Origin of the sequence: Catenuloplanes sp. NPDC051500, from assembly GCF_044454585.1 — a bacterium.
In the GTDB taxonomy this organism is placed as follows: domain Bacteria; phylum Actinomycetota; class Actinomycetes; order Mycobacteriales; family Micromonosporaceae; genus Catenuloplanes.
Genome location: NZ_JBITDX010000010.1, coordinates 211,247 through 230,150 on the forward strand (window position 1 = coordinate 211,247; position 18,904 = coordinate 230,150).

Genomic DNA, 18,904 nt, shown 5'->3' on the forward strand with positions numbered 1-18,904 from the left:
CGCCATGCTTGTCCCGTACGGAATTTCTCTGAAGTTCAGAGGACCGAGGGGGAGCGTCAATGTTGCTGCGGGTCCGGGTCACGCTTCCTGACCGTCCTGGCGCGCTCGGCCAGGTGGCACGCACGCTCGGCGTCGCCGGTGCGGACATCGTGCAGGTCGTGGTGCTGGAGCGGCTCGGCGGCCGTGCCGTCGACGACTTCACAGTGGTCTGGCCCGGTGCGGCGCGCGTCGAGCGTCTGATGGCCGGCCTGGCCGCGATCCCCGGCGTGCAGGTCGACGGCGTCTGGCGGGCGATCGGCGCGCCGGTGGCCGGCGGTCACGACGCCGAACTGCTGGCCCAGGTCGCCGCGAACCCGGCGGACGGCCTCGCCACGCTTGTCGACGCGGTCCCCGGCCTGCTTGCCGCGGACTGGGCCGCCGCCGCGGTGGTCCCGGCCGACTGGGCTGCCAGGTCTGCCGCGCCCCGGCCGCCGGCAGCCGACACGGAACAGGCCGAGCCCGCGGTGGCGACCGGCCGTGAGCCGGACGTGGCCTACGCCAGCTGGCGCGCGCCCGCGCCGCTGCACCTGCCCGAGGTCACGCCGCTGCGGGCCCGCTCGCTGACAGGTGTGGACGGCACCCGGTACGCGGTCGCGCCGTTCGGCCGGGCCGGCCTGGTGCTTGTGGTGGCGCGGATGGACAGCGACGGCCTCTCCGCCGCGTCGTTCCACGTCACCGAGGTGGACCGGATCTCGCAGCTGGTCCGCGCGGCCGCCGTGATCCTCGGCGACCGCCTCGACCTGGTCACGCCGCGCGAGCCGTCCACTCTCTAGAACGTCTCAGAATGTGAAGGACCGCGGGAGCGGCAGGGTCGCCAGGCCGTGCTGCTCCGCGTACATGTTGAGCCACTGCTCGACCGGCGGCGCGGAGTTCGCGATCCACACGTCGCTGCCGTCCTTCAGCACGATGATCGGGCCGGCCGGCACCATGTCCGAGAAGTGGTTCGTCTCCAGGTAGCGGGCCGCGTTGTAGGAGAACGCCCACGCCCAGGGGTACTCGCGCGGCGCGTCCGGCGCGGTGAGCACGAGCGGCGTGGCAGGCTCCTCGATCTCACGGACCTTGGCCTCCGCGAGCGCACGCGCCTGGTGGATGTCGATCATCGGTCGCTCCTCGTCACGGGATCCGGGTGAACCACAGCTCGCTGCCGGGATTGGTAAGCGGCGGCAGGTGCCCGAGTCCACCCGTCTGGCCGTCGACGAACATGATCCGCCCGTCCTTGTTGAACACGTTCATGACGTGGCCGTCAGTGGTCCCGCCGATCTTGTACCCAATGATGCCGACCGTACCCGGGCTCGCCGCCGCCATGTCCGCCACCACAGTGGCGTAGTTCGCGCCCGGCACCTGCTGGAACTGCATGCCCGGGTAGTTGGCCTCGATGGTGTGCAGCGGCCGGGTGGTGGGGATCTTCGGGGCGATGGTGATGGTGTCCGTCTTGACGTAGTCGTCCACCCGCTGCACGCAGATCGTGCAGTTCACGTCCGTCGGCATCTTGTTCGGGTTGATCTGGTCGAGCTTCGGCAGGTTCTTCTCGATCACCGTGCCGAGATCGCCGGGCATCCCGTACGGCGAGCCCCCGTGCAGCACCTTGACAGTGCCGACGTTCTCACCGAGTGAGTCAAGCATCTGGTGGTTGAGCTGCATGTTCGCGGTGTCGAACTGCAGGTCCAGGTCCTTGGTGAACGCGTTGATCTCGGTCAGCTCGTCCGCTTGATGCATCTGGAGGTTGTTCGCGAGGTCCAGGTTCTTCGCGGCGTCCACCTGGGTCTCCGCGGTCTTGATGTCGCCGAGCCGGGTGTTCTCGATCTGGTTCGTGAGGTTCTGCACGTCCAGGTCGCGCTGCTGCTCAAGGTTCTTCGTCAGGTTCTCGATCTCGGCCTTCACGCCGTCCGCGGACGTCTTCTCCGCGACCGTGATCTCGTCCAGCTTCTGGATGTCAAGCTCCTTGAGGGCGGCGGCCTGGTCGCCGGAGAGCTTCGCCGCGGTGTCCGTCCGGAGCTTGCCGAGGTCGGCGGCGAGGTCGGAGGGCAGGTTCGCCTTGGCGTCGAGGAGCCGGATGTTCTCGGCGTCCAGGTGCTTCATCGCGCCGCCGTAGACCTCGTTGAACCGGACCATGTCGGCCTGCGCCGCGGGCGACTGCATCACCGCCTTGATCTCGTTGGCCTGATCGTTGATCGCCTTGAGTTCGACGTCGATCTGGGCACCACGCTCGGCGGACGCGTTCTTGACGGCCAGTTCGTCCGCGCTGAACTTCGCGTCCGACGCGACCTTGATCTCATCAAGCTTCGCCGCGCGCAGGCCGTCGAACGTCAGGTCGAGGTCACCCTTGGCGATGCTCAGGTCCGCCGCGGCGTCGACCTTCACCCGGTCCGACTGGGCCTTGAGATCGACCTTGAAGTCATTCTCGATCTTCAGCTTGTCCACCGCGAGCTTCGAGGCGGCATCCGCGTCGATCTTGCTGACCTTGACCTGAAGATCGGCCGCGTGCACGCCTTCGATCTTCAGCTTGTCCGCGCTGATTCTGCCCGCGATGTCGTTCTTGATCGCCTGGACGTGCGCGTTGCCGGTCTGCGTCTTGACCGCGGCGAGATCGTCGAAGTGCTGCTTGAACGTCTTGCCCGGCGTGACCGAGACCGGCGGCAGCGTCGGCGTCGGCAGCGCGCCGAACCCGGGGCCGCCGCCCTTGGGCAACCCGGCCGGGATGAAGTCGCCGACCTTGCCGGTGTCGATCGCGCCGGTCACCACCTTGCCCGCGTTCTTGAGGCCGGCAAGCGCGGCCGCCGAGCCGTCGCCGAGCGCCTTGACCACAGTCACCGCGCCCTGCCCGGCCGCCTTGACCAGGTTGACCATGTCCTTGGCCATGATCTTCATGCCGTTCAGCGCGGCCTTGCCGATCTCCTTCATGCCGCCCGCCTTGTAGAGCGCGGACAGCTTGGAGAGGCTGGTCAGGCCCTTGACGCCGGGGATCACGCCGAGGAGCCCGAAGACCAGGTCCATCACGGACCCCTTGCCCTGACTGAAGTCGACGATCGCCTTGATCAGCAGGATCGCGCCGGCCGCGAGCGCGATCCAGGCGAGCGGGCCGCCGAGAATCATGCCGATGATGCCGGCGACGAGCGCGACCCACTTCGCGACCTCGCAGATGATGTTCCAGATCTCCTTGAACGCGTCGCCGAGCTTCTGCCAGAAGTTCCGGGGCTGGATGCCGGCGTCCGAGGCCTCGTCGATCTCCCGCACGCAGGCCCGGGACGCACCGTCGCGCATCTCCTTGGCCTGCATCGCCAGCTGCTTCGCCAGATCCAGCTCGCCCTGCGCGCCGTCGACCTGCCCCTGCGCGGCGCTGAGCCGTTGCTGCGCCGCGGTGGCGTCCCGGACCGCCTGCTTGACCTGGTCCGGGTCCGGCTTGACCGTTTCCGCCTGCGCCGCCTCGGCCGCCTTCGACGCGCCGGTGAAGTCCAGCTGTGCGACCGACAGCGAACCCTTGAGGGAGGACACCTTCTCGGCCGCGGCCCGCCCGTCGGCCAGCGCGCGGTCCGCCTGCGCCTGGGCCCGTTCCAGCTCCGGGGCGAACGTGTCAAGCGCGTCGCCGACCATCAGGTGCGAGCGGTAGAGCTTGGTGACCTGGTTCGGGAAGTCGCCGAACTGCTCCCGGAACGCGTCGCCGGACTTGCCCACCCAGGTCAGCAGCGCGCCGTCGCCCTGCAACGACTCCACGGCCAGCTTCGCGCGGTGCGCGGTCTCCGCGAAGTCGTGGAACCGGGACGCCAACTGCCGCACACGTACCGGATCGCCGGGTGTCGGGTCACCGTCCAGGTCGAGGACGTGCCAGTCGGTCGGCCGTGTCATCCGCTCCCCAGGTCCTGTGGTGACTGTACGTATAGTGGGAGCCAACGGTACCTTCGGGTACCGTCGTGGTCAACGTTGAGGGTGATTGTGTGCGCGCCCTCTACGGTCGCCACCGGCCCCGTGTCAAAGGCAGAGACGGAAATCTATGGCATCCGATCGTTTGACAGTCAATCTGGACGGATTGACGGAGTTCGCCAATCAACTGGAGACGATCCGCAGCGGCATGGACTCCGCACGCTCGTGGATGAACGAGTTCTCCGGAGACCTCGGCGGGCCGGACGTCGACGACGCCATAGGTAACTTTGAGTCACATTGGCGGGACGGCCGGGGACGGGTCGACAAGAACTGCGAACAGCTGATCGGCATGGCGAAGCAGGCCGTCGAGGGCCTCCGCAAGGCCGACAACGACCTCCGCGACCAACTCCGCACGGACGGCCAGGCCTGATGCCCGCCGCCGGATTCTCGATCACCATCCCCGACTCGTGGTTCGAGATCGAGCTGCACCCCGACGCGCGCAACGCGGCCATCGGCACCCTCGTCGAGGAACGCCTACGCGACGTCCCTGAGCTGCGCGAACACCGCAGCGCGCTGGCCAAGGTGCTGCGCGAGACAGCCCGCCGCGCCTACGACAGCGGCGCCCGTTTCTGCGGCACGCTCGTCACCGGCCTCGGCGGCGCCGTGATGACCGCCACCGTGACCGTGACCATCGTGGACGCGCCGAATCAGGACGCCGCCGTCGCGGACCACCTCACGGCCGTACCCAGACGCGGCCCCGACTCGCTCTGGCGCCAGGCCGAGTCCACCGAACTCCCCGGCGCCGGCCGGGTGCCACGCACGCGTGGCGTCGACGACGTGACGCTGCCCGACGGCGCCGGCTGGGTCCGCGCGCTTGTCATGCAGACGTTCGTGCCGTTCCCGGGCCCCGACCCCACCCGGGTCGCGCTCATCACCGGCAGTTCCCCGTTGCTGGCGCTGGAGTCGGAGCTGTTCGACGTCTTCGACGCCATCACCGGCACCTTCCGTTTCATCACCGACGACCAGGAGGCATGACATGGCGAACGTCAATGTGACGTACCAGGAGATGCGCGACGCGGCCAACCGGCTCACCCGCGGCAAGGAAGAGATCTTCAGCAAGCTCACCGAGCTGCAGAACATGGTCAACAACCTGGTCAACGGCGGCTACGTCACCGACGCCTCGTCGAAGCAGTTCGACGAGTCCTACCGCGAGTTCAACGAGGGCGCCCAGAAGATGGCCGAGGGCCTCGAGGGCATGGGCAAGTACCTCACCGCCGCCGCCGACACCTTCCAGCAGGCCGACGACGAACTGGCGAAGGCCCTGCGCAAGTAGGCGCTCGCGCAAGCAGGGGCGGTCACCCGGTGGCCGCCCTTTTCGCTGCCCGCACGCCACACAGGTGCAAAAGCTGAAATTCCAGATATACCCGCTTCCGCCGGGCTCCAGCCCGTTTGCTCCCGCGGGCACCGGTCGTCGCCCAAGGGGCTCCTCCCTGCCGGCCCCGCGCACCACGACCAACCCCCGATCGCCGCATCGCGCACTTCGACATGAGTCACCGGCATTCGGGCGCGCGGGGTTGCTCGTGCGACCACGGATCGCGCAGGGAGGAGCCCCTGGGCGACGACCGTTGCCCGCGGGAGCAAACGGTCTGTGCCCCGGCGGAAGCGGGTATATCGCTTGAAGGGTTTTACTCCGGGACCTGGATCGTGATCGGCTCTCCGTCTCCGAGGTGCAACAACGCGCGTCCCGGCCGCACCGGCTGGCCGACCGCGGTGCGGGGCAGGCGCAGGCCGACCAGGTCGCCGTCCGTGCGGTTCTGCGGGGAGAGCAGCGCGCCACGTCGGCTGCGGCGGGCGTCGACGAGCCATCCGCTGAAGCCGACGCTCAGGTCCTCCGGGTCGCCGGCGTAGATCAGCGAGAGGTGCCGGGCCTCGCCGTTGCGCACCACATCGCGCAGTTCGGCGGAGGCGGCGGCATCCCGCAGCGTGGAGGCGTCGTCGACGACAAGCAGCGCCCGCCCGGTGACCTCGGCCAGCGCGGAGTTCAGCTCGTCCGGCGTGATGTCACTTCCGGTGAAGACCGCGATCACACCGGCCCGCCCGGCCAGGTCGCGCACCGGGGAGGTGCGCGGCGCCAGCGCGATGATCTGCTGCCCGGCGTCGAGCGCGGACCGCGCCATCGCCACAAGCATCGTGCTGCGCCCGGACTTCGAAGGCCCGCCCACCGCGAACGCGGGCACCCCGGCGGCCATGTCCGGCCCGTAGGCCTCCATCTGCTCACCACCGACGCCTGCCAGCAGCCAGCCGGCGCCGGCACCACCGGTGCGGGGGAGCGCCGCGGCCTGTTCGTAGCCGATCTGCTGCGGAATCTCGCCCAGCCGGAACGCGCGCTGGGCGGCCGGGACATCCGCGTCCCGCTCGCCGGCCCGGCGGCCGATCTCGGTAAGCGCCGCCGCCTGGGCCGCGCCGCTCGGGTCCGCGGTAAGCAGCGCCACCTGCACCTCGATCCCGGTTTCGGCCCGGAACGCCCGGCCCGGCGCCGTGTTCTCCGGCAGATTGCGCGGATGCAGCCCGATCATCGCCAGGTCGCCGCGGTCGGCCAGCCGGAACGCCAGCTTGTCCTCGGTGAGCGTGGCGATCCGGCCGCTGAGCACGGACCTGTCGCCGGTGATCACCACGTGCACGCCGACGCTTGCGCCTTCGCGCAGGAACGTGAAGATCTGGTCGGCGAGCGTGCCCGCGTCCAGCTCGCCGAGCGAGGTAAGGAAGCCCTCCCACCGGTCAAGCAGCAGCACGATGTGCGACAGCGGCGCGCGGCCGGCGCGGCGCTGTTCGGTGACGTCCGCGAAGCCGCCCGCCGCCAGCACTGCCTGCCGGCGGCGGATCTCCTCGCCGAGCCGGCCGATCAGCCGGACCGCGCGCTCCACCTCGGTACGTTGCACGACAGCACCTGTGTGCGGCAGCGCGGCCAGCGGGAGCAGCGCACCGTTGCCGCAGTCCAGCCCGTAGAGGTGCACGTCGGCGGCGGAGTGCGTGCGCGCCAGCGCGCCGGCAAGCGTGCGCAACAGCTGCGATCGTCCGGTCCGCGGCGCGCCCGCCACGATCAGGTGGCCGAAGGTCTCCAGCCGCAGTGCCGCGGTGCGCTGTTCCTGCCGTTTGGGCAGGTCCTCGATGCCGAACGGGACCGCGCCCGGCTCGGCCGGCAGGTCGTGCAGAAGCACCGAGTCCGGCAGCGGCGCCAGCCACGGGCTGTGCTGTTCCGGCACGCCGGCCAGCTCGGCCGCACCGCGCAGCGCCTCGACAAGCACCTGGAGGTCGGTGACCTCGTCCTGGACCGCGTGCGGCCGGTGGGCGTTCCCGGCGTCAAGCGGCCGGACCAGGTCGGCCCAGTCGAGCACGCGCATCTCCGGCGGCGCGGTGAACGGGACGGCGCCGCCGTCGGTGCCCGGCCGCCGCCCGCCGACCCGCCCGGCCTGGAACGGCACCAGCGACGCGTGGCCGAGGCGCACGTAGGCGCGACCCGGGGTGCTCTTCGCGATCCGGGCGGCGTCCGGCGCGTTGAGCACGTCCTGGCTCTCAGCCGCGTCGGTGACCCGCAGCGCGATGCGCAGGTTCGTGTTGGCGCGGATCTCCGGCGAGACCACACCGCTGGGGCGCTGCGTGGCCAGCAGCAGGTGGATGCCGAGCGACCGGCCCCGCTGTGCCACGTTGACCAGGCCTGTGACGAAGTCGGGCAGTTCGCGTGCCATCGACGCGAACTCGTCGATCACGATCAACAACCTGGGAAGCCCGCCGCCGGTACGGGTGAAGTCCTCGATGTCCTTCGCCCCGGCCGCGGCCAGGATGTGCTCACGGCGGCGCAGCTCCGCGCCGAGCGACTCAAGCGCGCGCCGGACCAGGTGGTCGTCCAGGTCGGTGACCATGCCCACGGTGTGCGGCAGCCGTACGCAGTCCCCGAACGCGCTGCCGCCCTTGTAGTCGACGAGCACGAACGTCATCGCGTCCGGCCGGTTCGCCGCGGCGAGCGATGCCACGATGGTCTGCAGCAGCTCGGACTTGCCGGAGCCGGTGGTGCCGGCGATCAGGCCGTGCGGGCCGTCGCGGCGCAGATCGATCTCGAACGCGCCGTCGAACGACTCGCCGACCACGGCAGAGGTGGTGGCGCCGCGCAACGCCCACCGGGCCACGATGTCCTCCGCGCGTGGCGGGTCGAGCGACAGCACGTCGAGCAGCCGGCTGGCGGCGGGCAGGGCCGCGTCCTCCTCGTCGTCGCTGACGTCCCGGATCGGGGCCAGTGGCCGGGCGACGCGCGCACACCAGGCCGGGCTGACGAAGTCCGGGCGTACGCCGTAGAGCTCTTCCGCGCCGGTGCGGGAGATCCGCAGCGTGCCGCCCTCCACCACGGCCACGGCCTGGCACTCCGCGGGCAGCAGGCGTTCGTCCGCGTCCAGGCAGATCGCGTAGACGCCGACCGCCGGGCCCTCACGCAGCAGTTGGATGACGCCGGGCAGCGAGCGCAGCCGGCGGGAGCCGTCCAGCACGACGAGCTGGTCCGGTTCGCGGAAGCCGGCCTCGCCGGTCTCCTTCCGGACGACGAGGCGCTGCTCGATCAGCTCAAGCAGGCTCGCCACCCGCCGGCCGACCGACTCCGCGTCCAGGCCGATCAGCACGGCTGGTGCGCCGGCGCCGCCGGGGCGGGTGTGCGGGAGCCAGCGGACCCAGTCCCAGCTGGAGTTGCCGGCCGGATCGGTGAGCACGGTGATCTGCACGTCCGCGGGGCTGTGCAGCACCGCGGTCTGCAGCACGGCCCAGCGGCCGAGCGCGCGGGCGGTGTCGCCGGGGCCGGCGAAGCCGATCACGCCGTGTTCGCGAAGTGGCAGCGTGACAGGCACGTCCGGAAGGGACCGGTGCACGGTACGCCGGTGTTCGTCCTGCTCCGGGTCGTCAAGCGCCACCTCTGCGGGCAGGTCGCCGGCGCCGGCGCGGATCAGCAGGTGGTCCTCGTCCCGGCGGCGACGCTCCCAGAGCCGGCGGCGGGGCCCGGTGGCGATGACCGCGATCAGGCCGGGGTCGGGCGCGGCCGTGCGGCGGTCCGACTTCTCGACCTCGAGTGCGGCCGCGGCGTCGTTCTCGATCCGGGCCTTGGTCTCGGCGTATTCGCGGCGCAGGTCGGCGAACGTCCGCTTGCCCTGCCGCCGGGTCCAGAAGTGGTTCGCGACAAGCGACAGCGGGCTGAGCAGCGCCAGGAACAGCATGGTCCGGTTGCCGGTGAGAAGCATCAGCGCGAGCGCGCCGGCCAGCGGAACCAGCGCGATGAGCCACGGCAGCGGGTTGCGCGGCGGCTCCTTGGGCGGCATCGGCAGCCGGAAGCGGGTCTGCCGGCGCGGCGCCCGGATCCGCGGCGGCCGGTTGTAGTCGAGGCCTGCGCCGTCCGCCGACGGTTGCAGCGCCGCGTCCGGGCGGGTGTACTCGGCCAGTTCAAGCACGCTGCCGCCGAGGTGCAGCAGCTGGCCGGGCGACCAGCTGACCGGGCCGGTCACCTCGTCGCCGTCGAGCCGGATCTGTGTGCCGCCTGCTGGTGCGACCCGGCAGCGGGCCTGGATGTCCACGCTCACCGTGGCGGCGGCGGGCGGCAGCGCCGGGTCCGCGACCGGCACCCAGCAGCGCGCGTCGCCGCCGATGTCACCGCTGCCCGCACCGAGCCGGACGAACGCGCCCGCGGCAGGTCCGCCGGCCACCCGGATCTCCAGCAGCCCGGTCTGTTCCGGGGGTGGCCCGGCCGGGCCGCCGAGGCTGAGCACGCTGCCGTCGCGGATGCCGGAGTCGGCGACGGAGAGCCCGGGGTCGATGGCCCGCCCGTTCGCGAAGAGCGTCGCCGAGTCCGCCCGGTTACCGGCGTCGCGCATCAGCCGTTGCGCTGCGTAGCCGACGGAGGCGACTGTGGCTTGGCCGTCGACAGTGAGAGACACATTGGCTGCGTCGTTGTTCACAGTATCGACAACGGTAAGTATTAGCTGCACTATGCCTCCGCCGGGGGGTAAATCCGTCCGGTCGCGACCCCGCGTTCGTGGATTTCAATGTTGAGTCGGGCGCGCGGACAGTGCGCCCACGTTATCGCACCGCGTAAGGTGGCCGTGTTTTCAGTGATCTTCGTGCGAGGAAGTAGGCCGATGTCCCGTCACGTCCGTCGAGTCAGCACCGTCGTGCTGGCGCTGCTCCTCGCCGTCTCGCTGACCGGCGGCCCGGCCCTCGCGGCGCCCCGGGAACCGCTTGGCGCCGCCACCCCGTCCGCCCCGGTCGAGCAGCGGGACCTGATGAAGTGGTACCAGGTCCAGCCCTCCTACAACGGCGAGCCGGAGTTCCTGTTCGCCATCGCGGAGCGGCTGCTCGGTGATGGCAACCGCAACGCGGAGATCTTCGAGCGGAACAAGGGCAGGGTGCAGGCGGACGGAAAGGCGCTTGAGAAGCCGGAGGTGCTCGCGCCCGGCTGGGTGCTGTTCCTGCCGGCCGACGCGAAGGGCGAGGGCGTCCAGACCGGCGAGCTCTGGTACCGGGTGCAGAAGGAGTTCGGCGGCGAGCCCGAGTTCCTGCACGCGATCGCCACCCGGTTCCTGCGCGACGGCAACCGCTACACCGAGATCTTCGAGCTGAACAAGGGCCGCCGGCAGCCGGACGGCACCGCGATGACCACACCGGACAAGGTCGCACCCGGCTGGATCCTGCTGCTTCCGGTGGACGCGAGCGGCGTGACCGTGAGCGCCGGCCCGCTGCCCGCCGACGCGATCGCCGCCGCGTCCGCCGCGCCGGCCACCCCCACCTCCGCCGCGGCCTCCCAGCCGGCGCCCGGTGCCGGCTTCCCGGTGCTGCTCGTCGTGCTGATCGTGCTCGGTGCGCTGCTCGTGGCCGGCGCGGTGATCGGTCTCCTGCTCCTCCGCCGGCGTCGTGCCGCCGCGGCTCCCGCGCCCGGGACGGCCGCGCCGACCCGCACGTTCGACACCGCCGCGTCCTGGACCGTCGACCGCGCGCTGAGTGTGCTGGTCGCCGGCGCGCGGTCGGCCGGCCGCCCGGTCCCGCCGATCTACGGCGTCTCGCTCGACGAGCAGAACATGGCGCTGCGCCTCGCCGCGCCGGACACCGACCCGGTCGCGCCGTGGGAGCCGGCCGAGAACGGCCGCGTCTGGCGGGCGCAGCTGCGGGACCTGCAGGCGCTGCCCGCGGTGAACGCCGCCAGCCCGACCCCACGCCTGGTCACGCTCGGCACCGCGGGCGGCACCCGCGAGCTGATCGACCTCGGCCAGGCCACCGGCGTGATCAGCCTCAGCGGGGACGCCGCCGCCTCGCGCGCGCTTGTCGCGGCGTGGGCGGAGGAGCTGACCGGCAGCCCGTGGTCGACAGGCGTACGCGTGGTGGCCGGCGACATCCGCCCGCAGCTTCCCGCGGGCGACCGGCTGGCCGTGTTCGGAAGCGTGCGCGACGCGATCGCCGAGGCCGAGGGCGAGCGGCCGGAGGAGTCCTACGCGTTGCGCGGCACCTCGTCCGGCGGGCCCGGCGTGCTGATCCTCGGCTCCGCGCCGGGCAGCCGCGACCTGGAACGCGTGCAGGCGCTGCTCACCGGCCCATGGGTGGTGGTCGTGCTCGGCCAGACCCGGTACGACAGGTGGCGTTTCACAATCGCGGCGGACGGGCGGCTTGAGGCGGGCGCGCTCGGGCTGACGGTCTACGCCCGGTCGCGCTGACCTCCGTACCCCCGAGGCGTCTTGTTTTTGTGGTTTTGACTGTGATGCCGGCGTGACGATCGGCACGCGGCACATCTTGCGCTGAGCAATAGGTCAGTAACAGGAGCGTGCGACGCTAGGACCAGCGGAAAGGAGCTGGTGCGGCGTGGGACTGTGGCGAATCAGGGCGACTGTGGATGACCGCCCCGGGTACCTGTCGGTGTTGACCGCGAGCCTCGCGCTCAAGTCGGTGAACATCCTGGCCGTTCAGGTGCACACCACCGAGGGCGGCGCGGTGGACGACTTCCTTGTCGACGCGCCGGACGCGATGACCGGCCGCGACCTGCTCGCGGCCGTCGAGAAGGGGCGCGGCCGGGACCCGTGGGTGGCGCCGGCCGAGGCGCAGGCGCTTGCGGACGCGCCGACCCGTGCGCTCGGCTTCGCGGCCCGGCTGGTGCGCGATCCGGACTCGCTCGGCGGTGCGCTCGGCGAACTGCTCGGCGCGACCGAGGTGACCTGGCGGGCCGAGCTGCCGCGCACCGTGCCGCCGACCCGGTTCGGGCTGGCCCGGTCCGCGATGCGGCTTGAGGATCCGGCCGGCGGCGTCTACGAGATCGTGCGCAACGAGCCGGCGTTCACACCCGCCGAGTACGCGCGGGCCCAGGCGCTCGTGGAGGTCGCGACGGCCGCGCTGCGTGCCGCGGAGGAGCCGGTCACCCTGCTGCTTCCGGACGGCGACGAGATCACGATCCGCAGGGCACAGACCGAAGACCTCGCCGCGGTACGCCGCATGCGCGCGGCACGCCTGACAGCAGGTGCTGCCCGGCCGCACGGCCTTGTCGCACACGGCCTGGTCGCGGTCGCCGGGGAGCGGGTCGTCGGGCTGGCCGGGTTCGCGCGGGAGGGCGAGATCGCCGAGGTGGCGCTGCTCGTCGACGACGCGTGGCGCGGGCGCGGGATCGGCGCGACGCTGCTGCGGCGGCTTGTCGCGCAGGCCGGGAGCGCGGGGCTGGCCGCGCTTGTGGTGCACGTGCGGGCCCGGGAGCGGGCACTGCTGTCCACCCTGGAGCGGCTCGGCCCGGTGGTGTCGACGGAGCAGGACGCGGATCTGGTGACGGTGACGCTTCCCATCACGCCGACCAGGGCGACGTCGCCCGCGTGATTGGGCTCTTCACAAACTGATTGCGGCGGGGTTAAATCGGGTATTCGCTTCCATCGATGGGAGCGCTTCCATGCCCGTGCTTTTCCGTGTGGTCGAGATGTAGACCTCGATGGAGATGTAAGCCTCCAGAGGTGAGGGGACAGGTGCGCCCACACCCGTCCCCTCGGTGTCCTCCACTACGCGTAGTCGCGCGCGGCTCCACGGACAGGAGCGAGTCTAGTGCTTCCGCGCAAGAAATCGTGCCCGCCTTTCGGCCGAAGAGTCGTGGCAGGGCTCACGGTCGTCATTCTCGGCCTCGCCGGAGTATGGCTGGCACCGCATTCACAGGCCGCGGCCGCGCCGTTCTCCTATGGTGAGGCGCTGCAGAAATCGCTGTTCTTCTACGAGGCGCAGGTGTCCGGGCGTAAGCCGGCGACCAACCGCGTCTCCTGGCGCGGCGACTCCGCGCTGACCGACGGGTCGGATGCCGGACTCGACCTGACCGGCGGCTGGTACGACGCGGGTGACCACGTGAAGTTCGGTTTTCCGATGGCGTTCTCCGCCACCATGCTTGCCTGGGGCGCGGTCGAGTACCGGGACGCGTACGTGTCGTCCGGGCAGCTGCCGTACCTGCTCAACAACCTGCGGGTGGCGAACGACTGGTTCATCCGGGCGCACCCGTCCGCGAACGTGCTGTACGGGCAGGTCGGGCGCGGGGACGACGACCACCGCTGGTGGGGCCCGGCCGAGGTGCTGCCGATGGCGCGGCCGGCCTACAAGATCGATGCGAGCTGTGGCGGGTCGGACCTGGCGGCGGAGACGGCCGCGGCGATGGCGGCCGGTTCGATCGTGTTCCGGCCCAGCGACCCGGCGTACGCGGACCTGCTGCTCGGGCATGCGCGGCAGCTCTACACGTTCGCTGACACGGTGCGGCGGATGTACCACGAGTGCATCACTGACGCGACCGCGTTCTACAGATCGTGGAGCGGGTACGCGGACGAGCTGGTGTGGGGCGCGATCTGGCTCTACCGGGCCACGTCGGAGGCGTCCTACCTGGCGCGCGCGGAAGCGGGGTACGACGCGCAGGGGAACGAGAACCAGACCGGCACCAAGATGTACAAGTGGACGATCAGCTGGGACAACAAGCAGTACGGCAACTATGTGCTGCTCGCGAACCTGACCGGTAAGCAGAAGTACATCGACGACGCGAACCGGTGGCTGGACTGGTTCACCGTCGGGGTCAACGGGGAGCGGGTGCGGACCTCGCCCGGCGGCATGGTGGTGGTGGACAGTTGGGGTGCGCTGCGATATGCCGCCAACACCGCCTTTGTCGCGCTGGTGTACAGCGATAAGACAACCGATGCCACGCGAAAAGCGACATATCATGATTTCGCGGCACGGCAGATCAACTATGCGCTCGGGGACAACCCGCGATCATCGAGCTATGTGATCGGCTTCGGGGCCAACCCTCCGCGCAACCCGCACCACCGCACCGCGCACGGCTCCTGGTGGGACAGCCAGCAGGTCCCGGAGGCGACCCGGCACGTGCTCTCCGGCGCGCTCGTCGGCGGGCCGTCCGCACCGAACGACGCGTACACGGACAGCCGCGGCGACTACGTGATGAACGAGGTCGCGACCGACTACAACGCGGGCTTCACGTCCGCGGTCGCCCGCCTCTACCGCGAGTACGGCGGCGCGCCACAGGCCGGGTTCCCCGTGCCCGAGCAGCCGGACATCCCGGAGCTGACCGTCGAGACCACTGTCATGCAGAACGAGACCCGGTCCACAGGCATCAAGGCGATCATCTACAACCGGTCGGCGTTCCCGGCGCGGGCGCTTACCGCGGGCCGGTTCCGCTACTACTTCACCCGCGACTCGGACGCGGCGCTGACCGTGGAGAGCCCGTACACCCAGGGCTGCCCGAAGCCGGCCACGGCACACCAACACTCCGGCGCCGTCTGGTACGTCGAGGTCGACTGCACCGGCTACGTGATCGCGCCGGCCGGTCAATCGCAGCACCGGATGGAGGTCCAGATCAAGATCGGTGTCGCCGAGGGCGGCCTCTGGAACCCGGCGAACGACCCCTCCTACCAGGCCGCGTCCGGACCGAACCCGCACGTGCCGCTCTGGAACGGCAGCACGCTGGTCTGGGGTGCCGCCCCGTAATCCTCCACCGGCGAGCCGGCCGAACCGTCCATCGGCCGGCCGCGCGCCGGTCGCCGGGGAGAGTCACACTCTCCCCGGCGACCGGTTTGACCAGGTCCGGGCCGGGTAGGGGTACACGCGTTCGAGAACCTCACGGAAGGGCCGGTCATGACCGAGCAGCACAACACGGCGGAGAAGGACCCGGCCGAGTGGACGACCGGCGACGAGCCGGCGACCGGCGCCCAGGAGTCCTACCTGCACACGCTGGCCACCGAGGCCGGCGAGGAGGTCCCCGACGGCCTCACCAAGGCCGAGGCGTCCGTCCACATCGACGAACTCCAAGAGAAGACCGGCCGCGGCCGCTGACGGCTCAGGCCGGACCGGCTGTTCCGGTTGGCCCGGCCGTTCAGGCCGGCCTGGCCGCTCAGGTCGGTCCGGCGCCGTTCAGATCGGTCTGGCCGTTCAGGTCGGTCCGGCCGCTCAGGTCAGCTCCTCCGCGAGCAGGTCCATCAGCAGTCCGTCGTGCCAGGAACCGTCCGGGGACCGCTCGTAGCGGCGTAGCACGCCGACCGGGCGGAAACCGACCTTGGCGTAGCTGCGGATAGCGGCCTCATTCCCGGCGGCCGGGTCGATGACCAGGCGGTGGTGGCCGTGGGCGTCGATGACGTGCCGGGCAAGCGTGCGGACCGCGTCGGTGCCCAGGCCCCGGCCGCGTACCGCCGGATCCAGGAAGATGTCGATGCCGGCGTGCCGGTACATCGGGTCGGGCTCCTCGTGCCACTGCACCATGCCGATCACGGTGCCGGCCAGCACGATCGCGAACGTGGGCGTCTCCGCGTCCAGATGGTCGTCGGTGACGGCCGCGGCCAGGTCGTCACCGCCACCCCACCAGCGCCAGACCTCCGGGTGACGGCGGATCACGGCCAGCGCGGGGATGTCCGCGGCCGCGGTCGGGCGCAGCAACACGGCCGCGCCCGGCAACACGGGCGCGCACGGCGGTCCGCACTCCACGGTGACGTCCACGACGTCATCATGCCCGTCGGTACGGCCCGGGGCGGAACGAATTCGCTCAGCGCGGGGAGGACACGCCGTGCTCGACGCACGACGCGGTCCAGCCGGTCGGCAGGACCTGCACCTTCATCCGGCGCCGGCAGTCCGGGCAGTAACGTGGCGGCTCCAGCTCGCGGGCCGCCGCGCAGGCGGTGTGGTCACCGTCGGCACGCGCCGCGCCGCACCTGTCACACCACGTCGCGGTCATCGGCACACCCTCACAGCGGTCGGGGACGGGTAGGACGGGACTTCGGCGGATGCGTGCCCGAGGGGCGGGTCGTGTCCGGGCGCGGATTCGGCGGTCGCGGTCTCAGCGTGCTGTCTTCGGGCGAGGCGCGGGATCGTCAGCGCACCGTCTACAGCGTCGCGGAGAGCGCCTTGACCGGCATACTCAACTCGTTCAGCAGGTCCAGATCCGCGGTCGCCGGGCGGCCGAGCGTGGTCAGGTAGTTGCCGACGATCACCGCGTTGACGCCGCCGAGCAGGCCGTCGCGGGTGCCCAGATCGCCGAGCGTGATCTCGCGGCCCCCGGCGTACCGCAGAATTGTCTTCGGCATGGCCAGCCGGAACGCGGCGATCGCCCGCAGCGCGTCCCGCGGCGCGAGGACCGGCTGGTTCTCCAGCGGTGTTCCCGGGCGCGGGTTCAGGAAGTTGAGCGGCACCTCGTGCGGGTCGAGCGAGGCGAGCTGCGCCGCGAACTCCGCCCGCTGCTCCACGCTCTCGCCGAGCCCGATGATCCCGCCGCAGCAGACCTCCATGCCGGACTCGCGGACCATGGTCAGCGTCTCCCAGCGCTCCTCCCAGCTGTGCGTGGAGACCACGTTCGGGAAGTACGACCTGCACGTCTCAAGGTTGTGGTTGTACCTGTGCACACCCATCTCGACCAGGTCGTCGACCTGCTCCTTGGTGAGCATGCCGAGCGACGCGGCGACCTGGATGTCCACCGCCGCCCGGATCGCGGCCACGCCCTCGCGCATCTGCTTCATCAGCCGCGCGTCCGGCCCGCGAACCGCCGCCACGATGCAGAACTCGGTCGCGCCTGTCGCGGCCGTCTGCTTCGCGGCCTCCACCAGCTGCGGGATGTCCAGCCACACCGCGCGCACCGGCGACGTGAACAGCCCCGACTGCGAGCAGAAGTGGCAGTCCTCCGGGCAGCCGCCGGTCTTCAGCGACACGATGCCCTCGACCTCGACCTCCGGGCCGCACCACCGCATCCGCACCTCGTGGGCGAGTTGCAGCGCGGCGGTCAGGTCCTCGTCGGGAAGGGTGAGCACCTCGAGGATGCCGCTCTCGTCAAGCCCGATGCCGCGCTCCAGCACCTGGGTCCGGGCGCGATCGAGGATGTCAGCCATGGTCCGTACCCTACAAGGCGGTTCGGTGCTGCTTCACGAGACGCAGGGGAGTGTGCGGTGACTCGCTGGCTGGACGCGCTCGACCGCAAGGCGGGCCTGCGCGCACGGGCCGGGCTCACCCGCCGGTTGCGCCCGCGCGGCGCCGCCGAGGACGTGGTCGACCTGGCCGGAAACGACTATCTCGGCCTCTCCCGCCACCCGCGGGTGATCGCCGCGGCGACCGAGGCCCTTCAGCGGTACGGCGCCGGCGCCACCGGATCCCGCCTGGTCCGCGGCTCGACAGACCTGCACGCCTCGCTTGAGGCCGCGCTGGCCGGCTGGCTCGGCACCGAGTCCGCCCTCGTCTACTCCTCCGGCTACCTCGCCAACCTCGGCGCGATCCGCGCCCTCGTCCAGACCTCCACCCGCCTCCTCTCCGACGCCCACAACCACGCCTCCCTCGTCGACGGCATCCGCCTCACCGGCACGACCCCGACGATCACACCCCACAACGACATCCCGGGGGTACGCGAGGCGCTCGCGCTGTCACCGGGCGGGAGCGCGGGGTCGGGGTCGGCGTCAGGCGAGCCGGGTTCGCGCACGGATTCGCACGCGGTGCCGGGTGCGCACGCGGGGCCGGGTTCGGGCGCGCACGCGGGGCCGGGTGCGCACGCGGGGCCGGGTTTGCACGTGGCGCCGGGTTCGGGCGCGGCCCTGCGGGCGGGGCCGGCTCCGGCGTTGGTGATCACGGAGTCCGTCTTCTCGGTGGACGGCGATCTCGCGCCCCTGTCCGAGCTGCATGCGCTGGTCCGTGCACACGACGCCCTCCTGCTTGTCGACGACGCACACGCGCTCGGCGTGCTCGGCCCGTCCGGCGCCGGGGGAGTGGCCGCCGCGGGCCTGGCCGGCCTGCCCGACGTGGTCGTCACCGCCACGCTCTCCAAGGCGCTCGGTGCCGCCGGCGGCGTCGTCGCCGGCCCCGCCGCGCTGATCCGCCACCTGGTCGACACCGGCCGCACGTTCATCTACGACACCGCGCTCCCACCCGCCACCGCCGCCGCCGCGCTCGCCGCGCTTGAGTTGGCCCGCTCCGACGACGCCCCCCGCGTGGAACTCGCCGCCCGCGCCGCCCTCGCCCACGCCCGCCTGACCGACGCCGGACTCTCCTCCGCCCGCCCCTCCGCCGGCGTCGTCTCGGTCACCGCGCCCGGCCCGTCCGAGGCCGTGGCCTGGGCCGCCGACTGCCGTGAGCAGGGGGTGGCCGTAGGCTGTTTCCGCCCACCGACCACACCAGACCCCCGGTCCCGGTTGCGCCTGACCATCAACGTCGGCGTTCCGCGGCCGGACTTCGAGCGAGCGTTAGACGTGATCGTGAAGACAGCCCCCCACCCGGACCCCGCCCCATGACCACCTCCCCCACTCCACCCGACCCCACCGAGCCGCGTCCTTCCTCGGCGACCTCGGCGACCTCGGTGATCGAGCCCGGCCCGGTGTCGGTGACCTCGGTGCCCGCGGTGACCTCGGTGCCCGCGGTGACCTCGGTGCCCGCGGTGCCCGCGGTGACCTCGGTGCCCGCGGTGACCTCGGTGCCCGCGGTGACCTCGGTGCCCGCGGTGACGTCGGTGGCC

At 71.5% G+C, this 18,904-nt stretch carries 15 protein-coding genes; 9 read left to right on the forward strand and 6 right to left on the reverse strand.

Annotated elements, in window-relative coordinates:
* The first annotated feature begins 59 nt into the window (after positions 1-59).
* Positions 60-812, forward strand: a complete 753-nt coding sequence (locus ACIA8K_RS22000; RefSeq protein WP_396062045.1) for an amino acid-binding protein — start codon at positions 60-62, stop codon at positions 810-812.
* Positions 813-818: 6 nt separating this feature from the next.
* Here ACIA8K_RS22000 and ACIA8K_RS22005 read toward each other — a convergent pair whose 3' ends face one another.
* Positions 819-1,139, reverse strand: a complete 321-nt coding sequence (locus tag ACIA8K_RS22005; protein WP_396062047.1) for a YrhB domain-containing protein — start codon at positions 1,137-1,139, stop codon at positions 819-821.
* 13 nt (positions 1,140-1,152) lie between these two features.
* Positions 1,153-3,882, reverse strand: a complete 2,730-nt coding sequence (locus ACIA8K_RS22010; protein WP_396062049.1) for a toxin glutamine deamidase domain-containing protein — start codon at positions 3,880-3,882, stop codon at positions 1,153-1,155.
* A 181-nt stretch (positions 3,883-4,063) separates the two neighbouring features.
* On the opposite strand from ACIA8K_RS22010, the gene ACIA8K_RS22015 reads away from it, so the two are divergent.
* From ACIA8K_RS22015 to ACIA8K_RS22025, 3 genes are read left to right on the forward strand one after another with little or no spacing between them, the layout of a single operon-like run.
* Complete coding sequence (locus tag ACIA8K_RS22015) at positions 4,064-4,327, forward strand: hypothetical protein (RefSeq protein WP_396062051.1); 264 nt, start codon at positions 4,064-4,066, stop codon at positions 4,325-4,327.
* Positions 4,327-4,932 (forward strand): hypothetical protein, encoded by a 606-nt coding sequence (locus tag ACIA8K_RS22020; RefSeq protein ID WP_396062053.1) that lies wholly within the window; start codon positions 4,327-4,329, stop codon positions 4,930-4,932. Before ACIA8K_RS22015 ends, ACIA8K_RS22020 begins: the two co-directional genes overlap by 1 nt.
* A 1-nt stretch (position 4,933) precedes the next feature.
* A complete protein-coding gene (locus tag ACIA8K_RS22025; protein ID WP_033344845.1) occupies positions 4,934-5,230 on the forward strand; it encodes a WXG100 family type VII secretion target in 297 nt (98 codons plus the stop codon).
* Positions 5,231-5,582: 352 nt separating this feature from the next.
* On the opposite strand, the gene ACIA8K_RS22030 is transcribed toward ACIA8K_RS22025, so the two are convergent.
* Positions 5,583-9,863, reverse strand: coding sequence for an FtsK/SpoIIIE domain-containing protein (locus tag ACIA8K_RS22030; RefSeq protein WP_396062055.1), 4,281 nt, complete (start codon positions 9,861-9,863; stop codon positions 5,583-5,585).
* Positions 9,864-10,064: 201 nt separating this feature from the next.
* Between ACIA8K_RS22030 and ACIA8K_RS22035 the strand changes: the two genes are divergently transcribed.
* From ACIA8K_RS22035 to ACIA8K_RS22050, 4 genes are all read left to right on the forward strand, one after another.
* Positions 10,065-11,630 (forward strand): hypothetical protein, encoded by a 1,566-nt coding sequence (locus tag ACIA8K_RS22035; RefSeq protein WP_396062057.1) that lies wholly within the window; start codon positions 10,065-10,067, stop codon positions 11,628-11,630.
* 145 nt (positions 11,631-11,775) lie between these two features.
* Positions 11,776-12,771: a GNAT family N-acetyltransferase gene (locus ACIA8K_RS22040; RefSeq protein WP_396062059.1), complete on the forward strand. Its 996-nt coding sequence runs from the start codon at positions 11,776-11,778 to the stop codon at positions 12,769-12,771.
* 264 nt (positions 12,772-13,035) lie between these two features.
* Positions 13,036-14,916 carry a glycoside hydrolase family 9 protein gene (locus ACIA8K_RS22045; protein WP_396062061.1) on the forward strand — a complete coding sequence of 627 codons (1,881 nt, stop codon included), beginning with the start codon at positions 13,036-13,038 and terminating at the stop codon, positions 14,914-14,916.
* A gap of 147 nt (positions 14,917-15,063) precedes the next feature.
* Positions 15,064-15,261, forward strand: coding sequence for a DUF3072 domain-containing protein (locus tag ACIA8K_RS22050; RefSeq protein WP_396062063.1), 198 nt, complete (start codon positions 15,064-15,066; stop codon positions 15,259-15,261).
* A 114-nt stretch (positions 15,262-15,375) separates the two neighbouring features.
* Here the strand turns inward: ACIA8K_RS22050 and ACIA8K_RS22055 are convergent, their stop codons facing one another.
* The 3 genes from ACIA8K_RS22055 to bioB form a co-directional block, all read right to left on the reverse strand.
* The gene (locus tag ACIA8K_RS22055) at positions 15,376-15,879 is read right to left on the reverse strand and encodes a GNAT family N-acetyltransferase (RefSeq protein ID WP_396062241.1); all 504 of its coding nucleotides are present in this window, start codon (positions 15,877-15,879) and stop codon (positions 15,376-15,378) included.
* 85 nt (positions 15,880-15,964) lie between these two features.
* Positions 15,965-16,153 (reverse strand): hypothetical protein, encoded by a 189-nt coding sequence (locus ACIA8K_RS22060; RefSeq protein ID WP_396062065.1) that lies wholly within the window; start codon positions 16,151-16,153, stop codon positions 15,965-15,967.
* 148 nt (positions 16,154-16,301) lie between these two features.
* Positions 16,302-17,297, reverse strand: coding sequence for a biotin synthase BioB (gene bioB, locus ACIA8K_RS22065; protein WP_396062067.1), 996 nt, complete (start codon positions 17,295-17,297; stop codon positions 16,302-16,304).
* Between the two features lie 153 nt (positions 17,298-17,450).
* Here bioB and ACIA8K_RS22070 point away from each other — a divergent pair, with 153 nt between their 5' ends.
* Positions 17,451-18,683, forward strand: coding sequence for an 8-amino-7-oxononanoate synthase (locus tag ACIA8K_RS22070; protein WP_396062243.1), 1,233 nt, complete (start codon positions 17,451-17,453; stop codon positions 18,681-18,683).
* Positions 18,684-18,904 lie beyond the last annotated feature (221 nt).

Excerpts from the sequence above, each read along its gene's own strand:
- bioB (WP_396062067.1), bottom strand. The coding sequence starts at position 17,297 with ATGGCTGACATCCTCGATCGCGCCCGGACCCAGGTGCTGGAGCGCGGC.
- ACIA8K_RS22020 (WP_396062053.1), top strand. The coding sequence starts at position 4,327 with ATGCCCGCCGCCGGATTCTCGATCACCATCCCCGACTCGTGGTTCGAG.
- ACIA8K_RS22005 (WP_396062047.1), bottom strand. The coding sequence starts at position 1,139 with ATGATCGACATCCACCAGGCGCGTGCGCTCGCGGAGGCCAAGGTCCGT.
- ACIA8K_RS22035 (WP_396062057.1), top strand. The coding sequence starts at position 10,065 with ATGTCCCGTCACGTCCGTCGAGTCAGCACCGTCGTGCTGGCGCTGCTC.
- ACIA8K_RS22010 (WP_396062049.1), bottom strand. The coding sequence starts at position 3,882 with ATGACACGGCCGACCGACTGGCACGTCCTCGACCTGGACGGTGACCCG.
- ACIA8K_RS22050 (WP_396062063.1), top strand. The coding sequence starts at position 15,064 with ATGACCGAGCAGCACAACACGGCGGAGAAGGACCCGGCCGAGTGGACG.
- ACIA8K_RS22025 (WP_033344845.1), top strand. The coding sequence starts at position 4,934 with ATGGCGAACGTCAATGTGACGTACCAGGAGATGCGCGACGCGGCCAAC.
- ACIA8K_RS22000 (WP_396062045.1), top strand. The coding sequence starts at position 60 with ATGTTGCTGCGGGTCCGGGTCACGCTTCCTGACCGTCCTGGCGCGCTC.
- ACIA8K_RS22060 (WP_396062065.1), bottom strand. The coding sequence starts at position 16,153 with ATGACCGCGACGTGGTGTGACAGGTGCGGCGCGGCGCGTGCCGACGGT.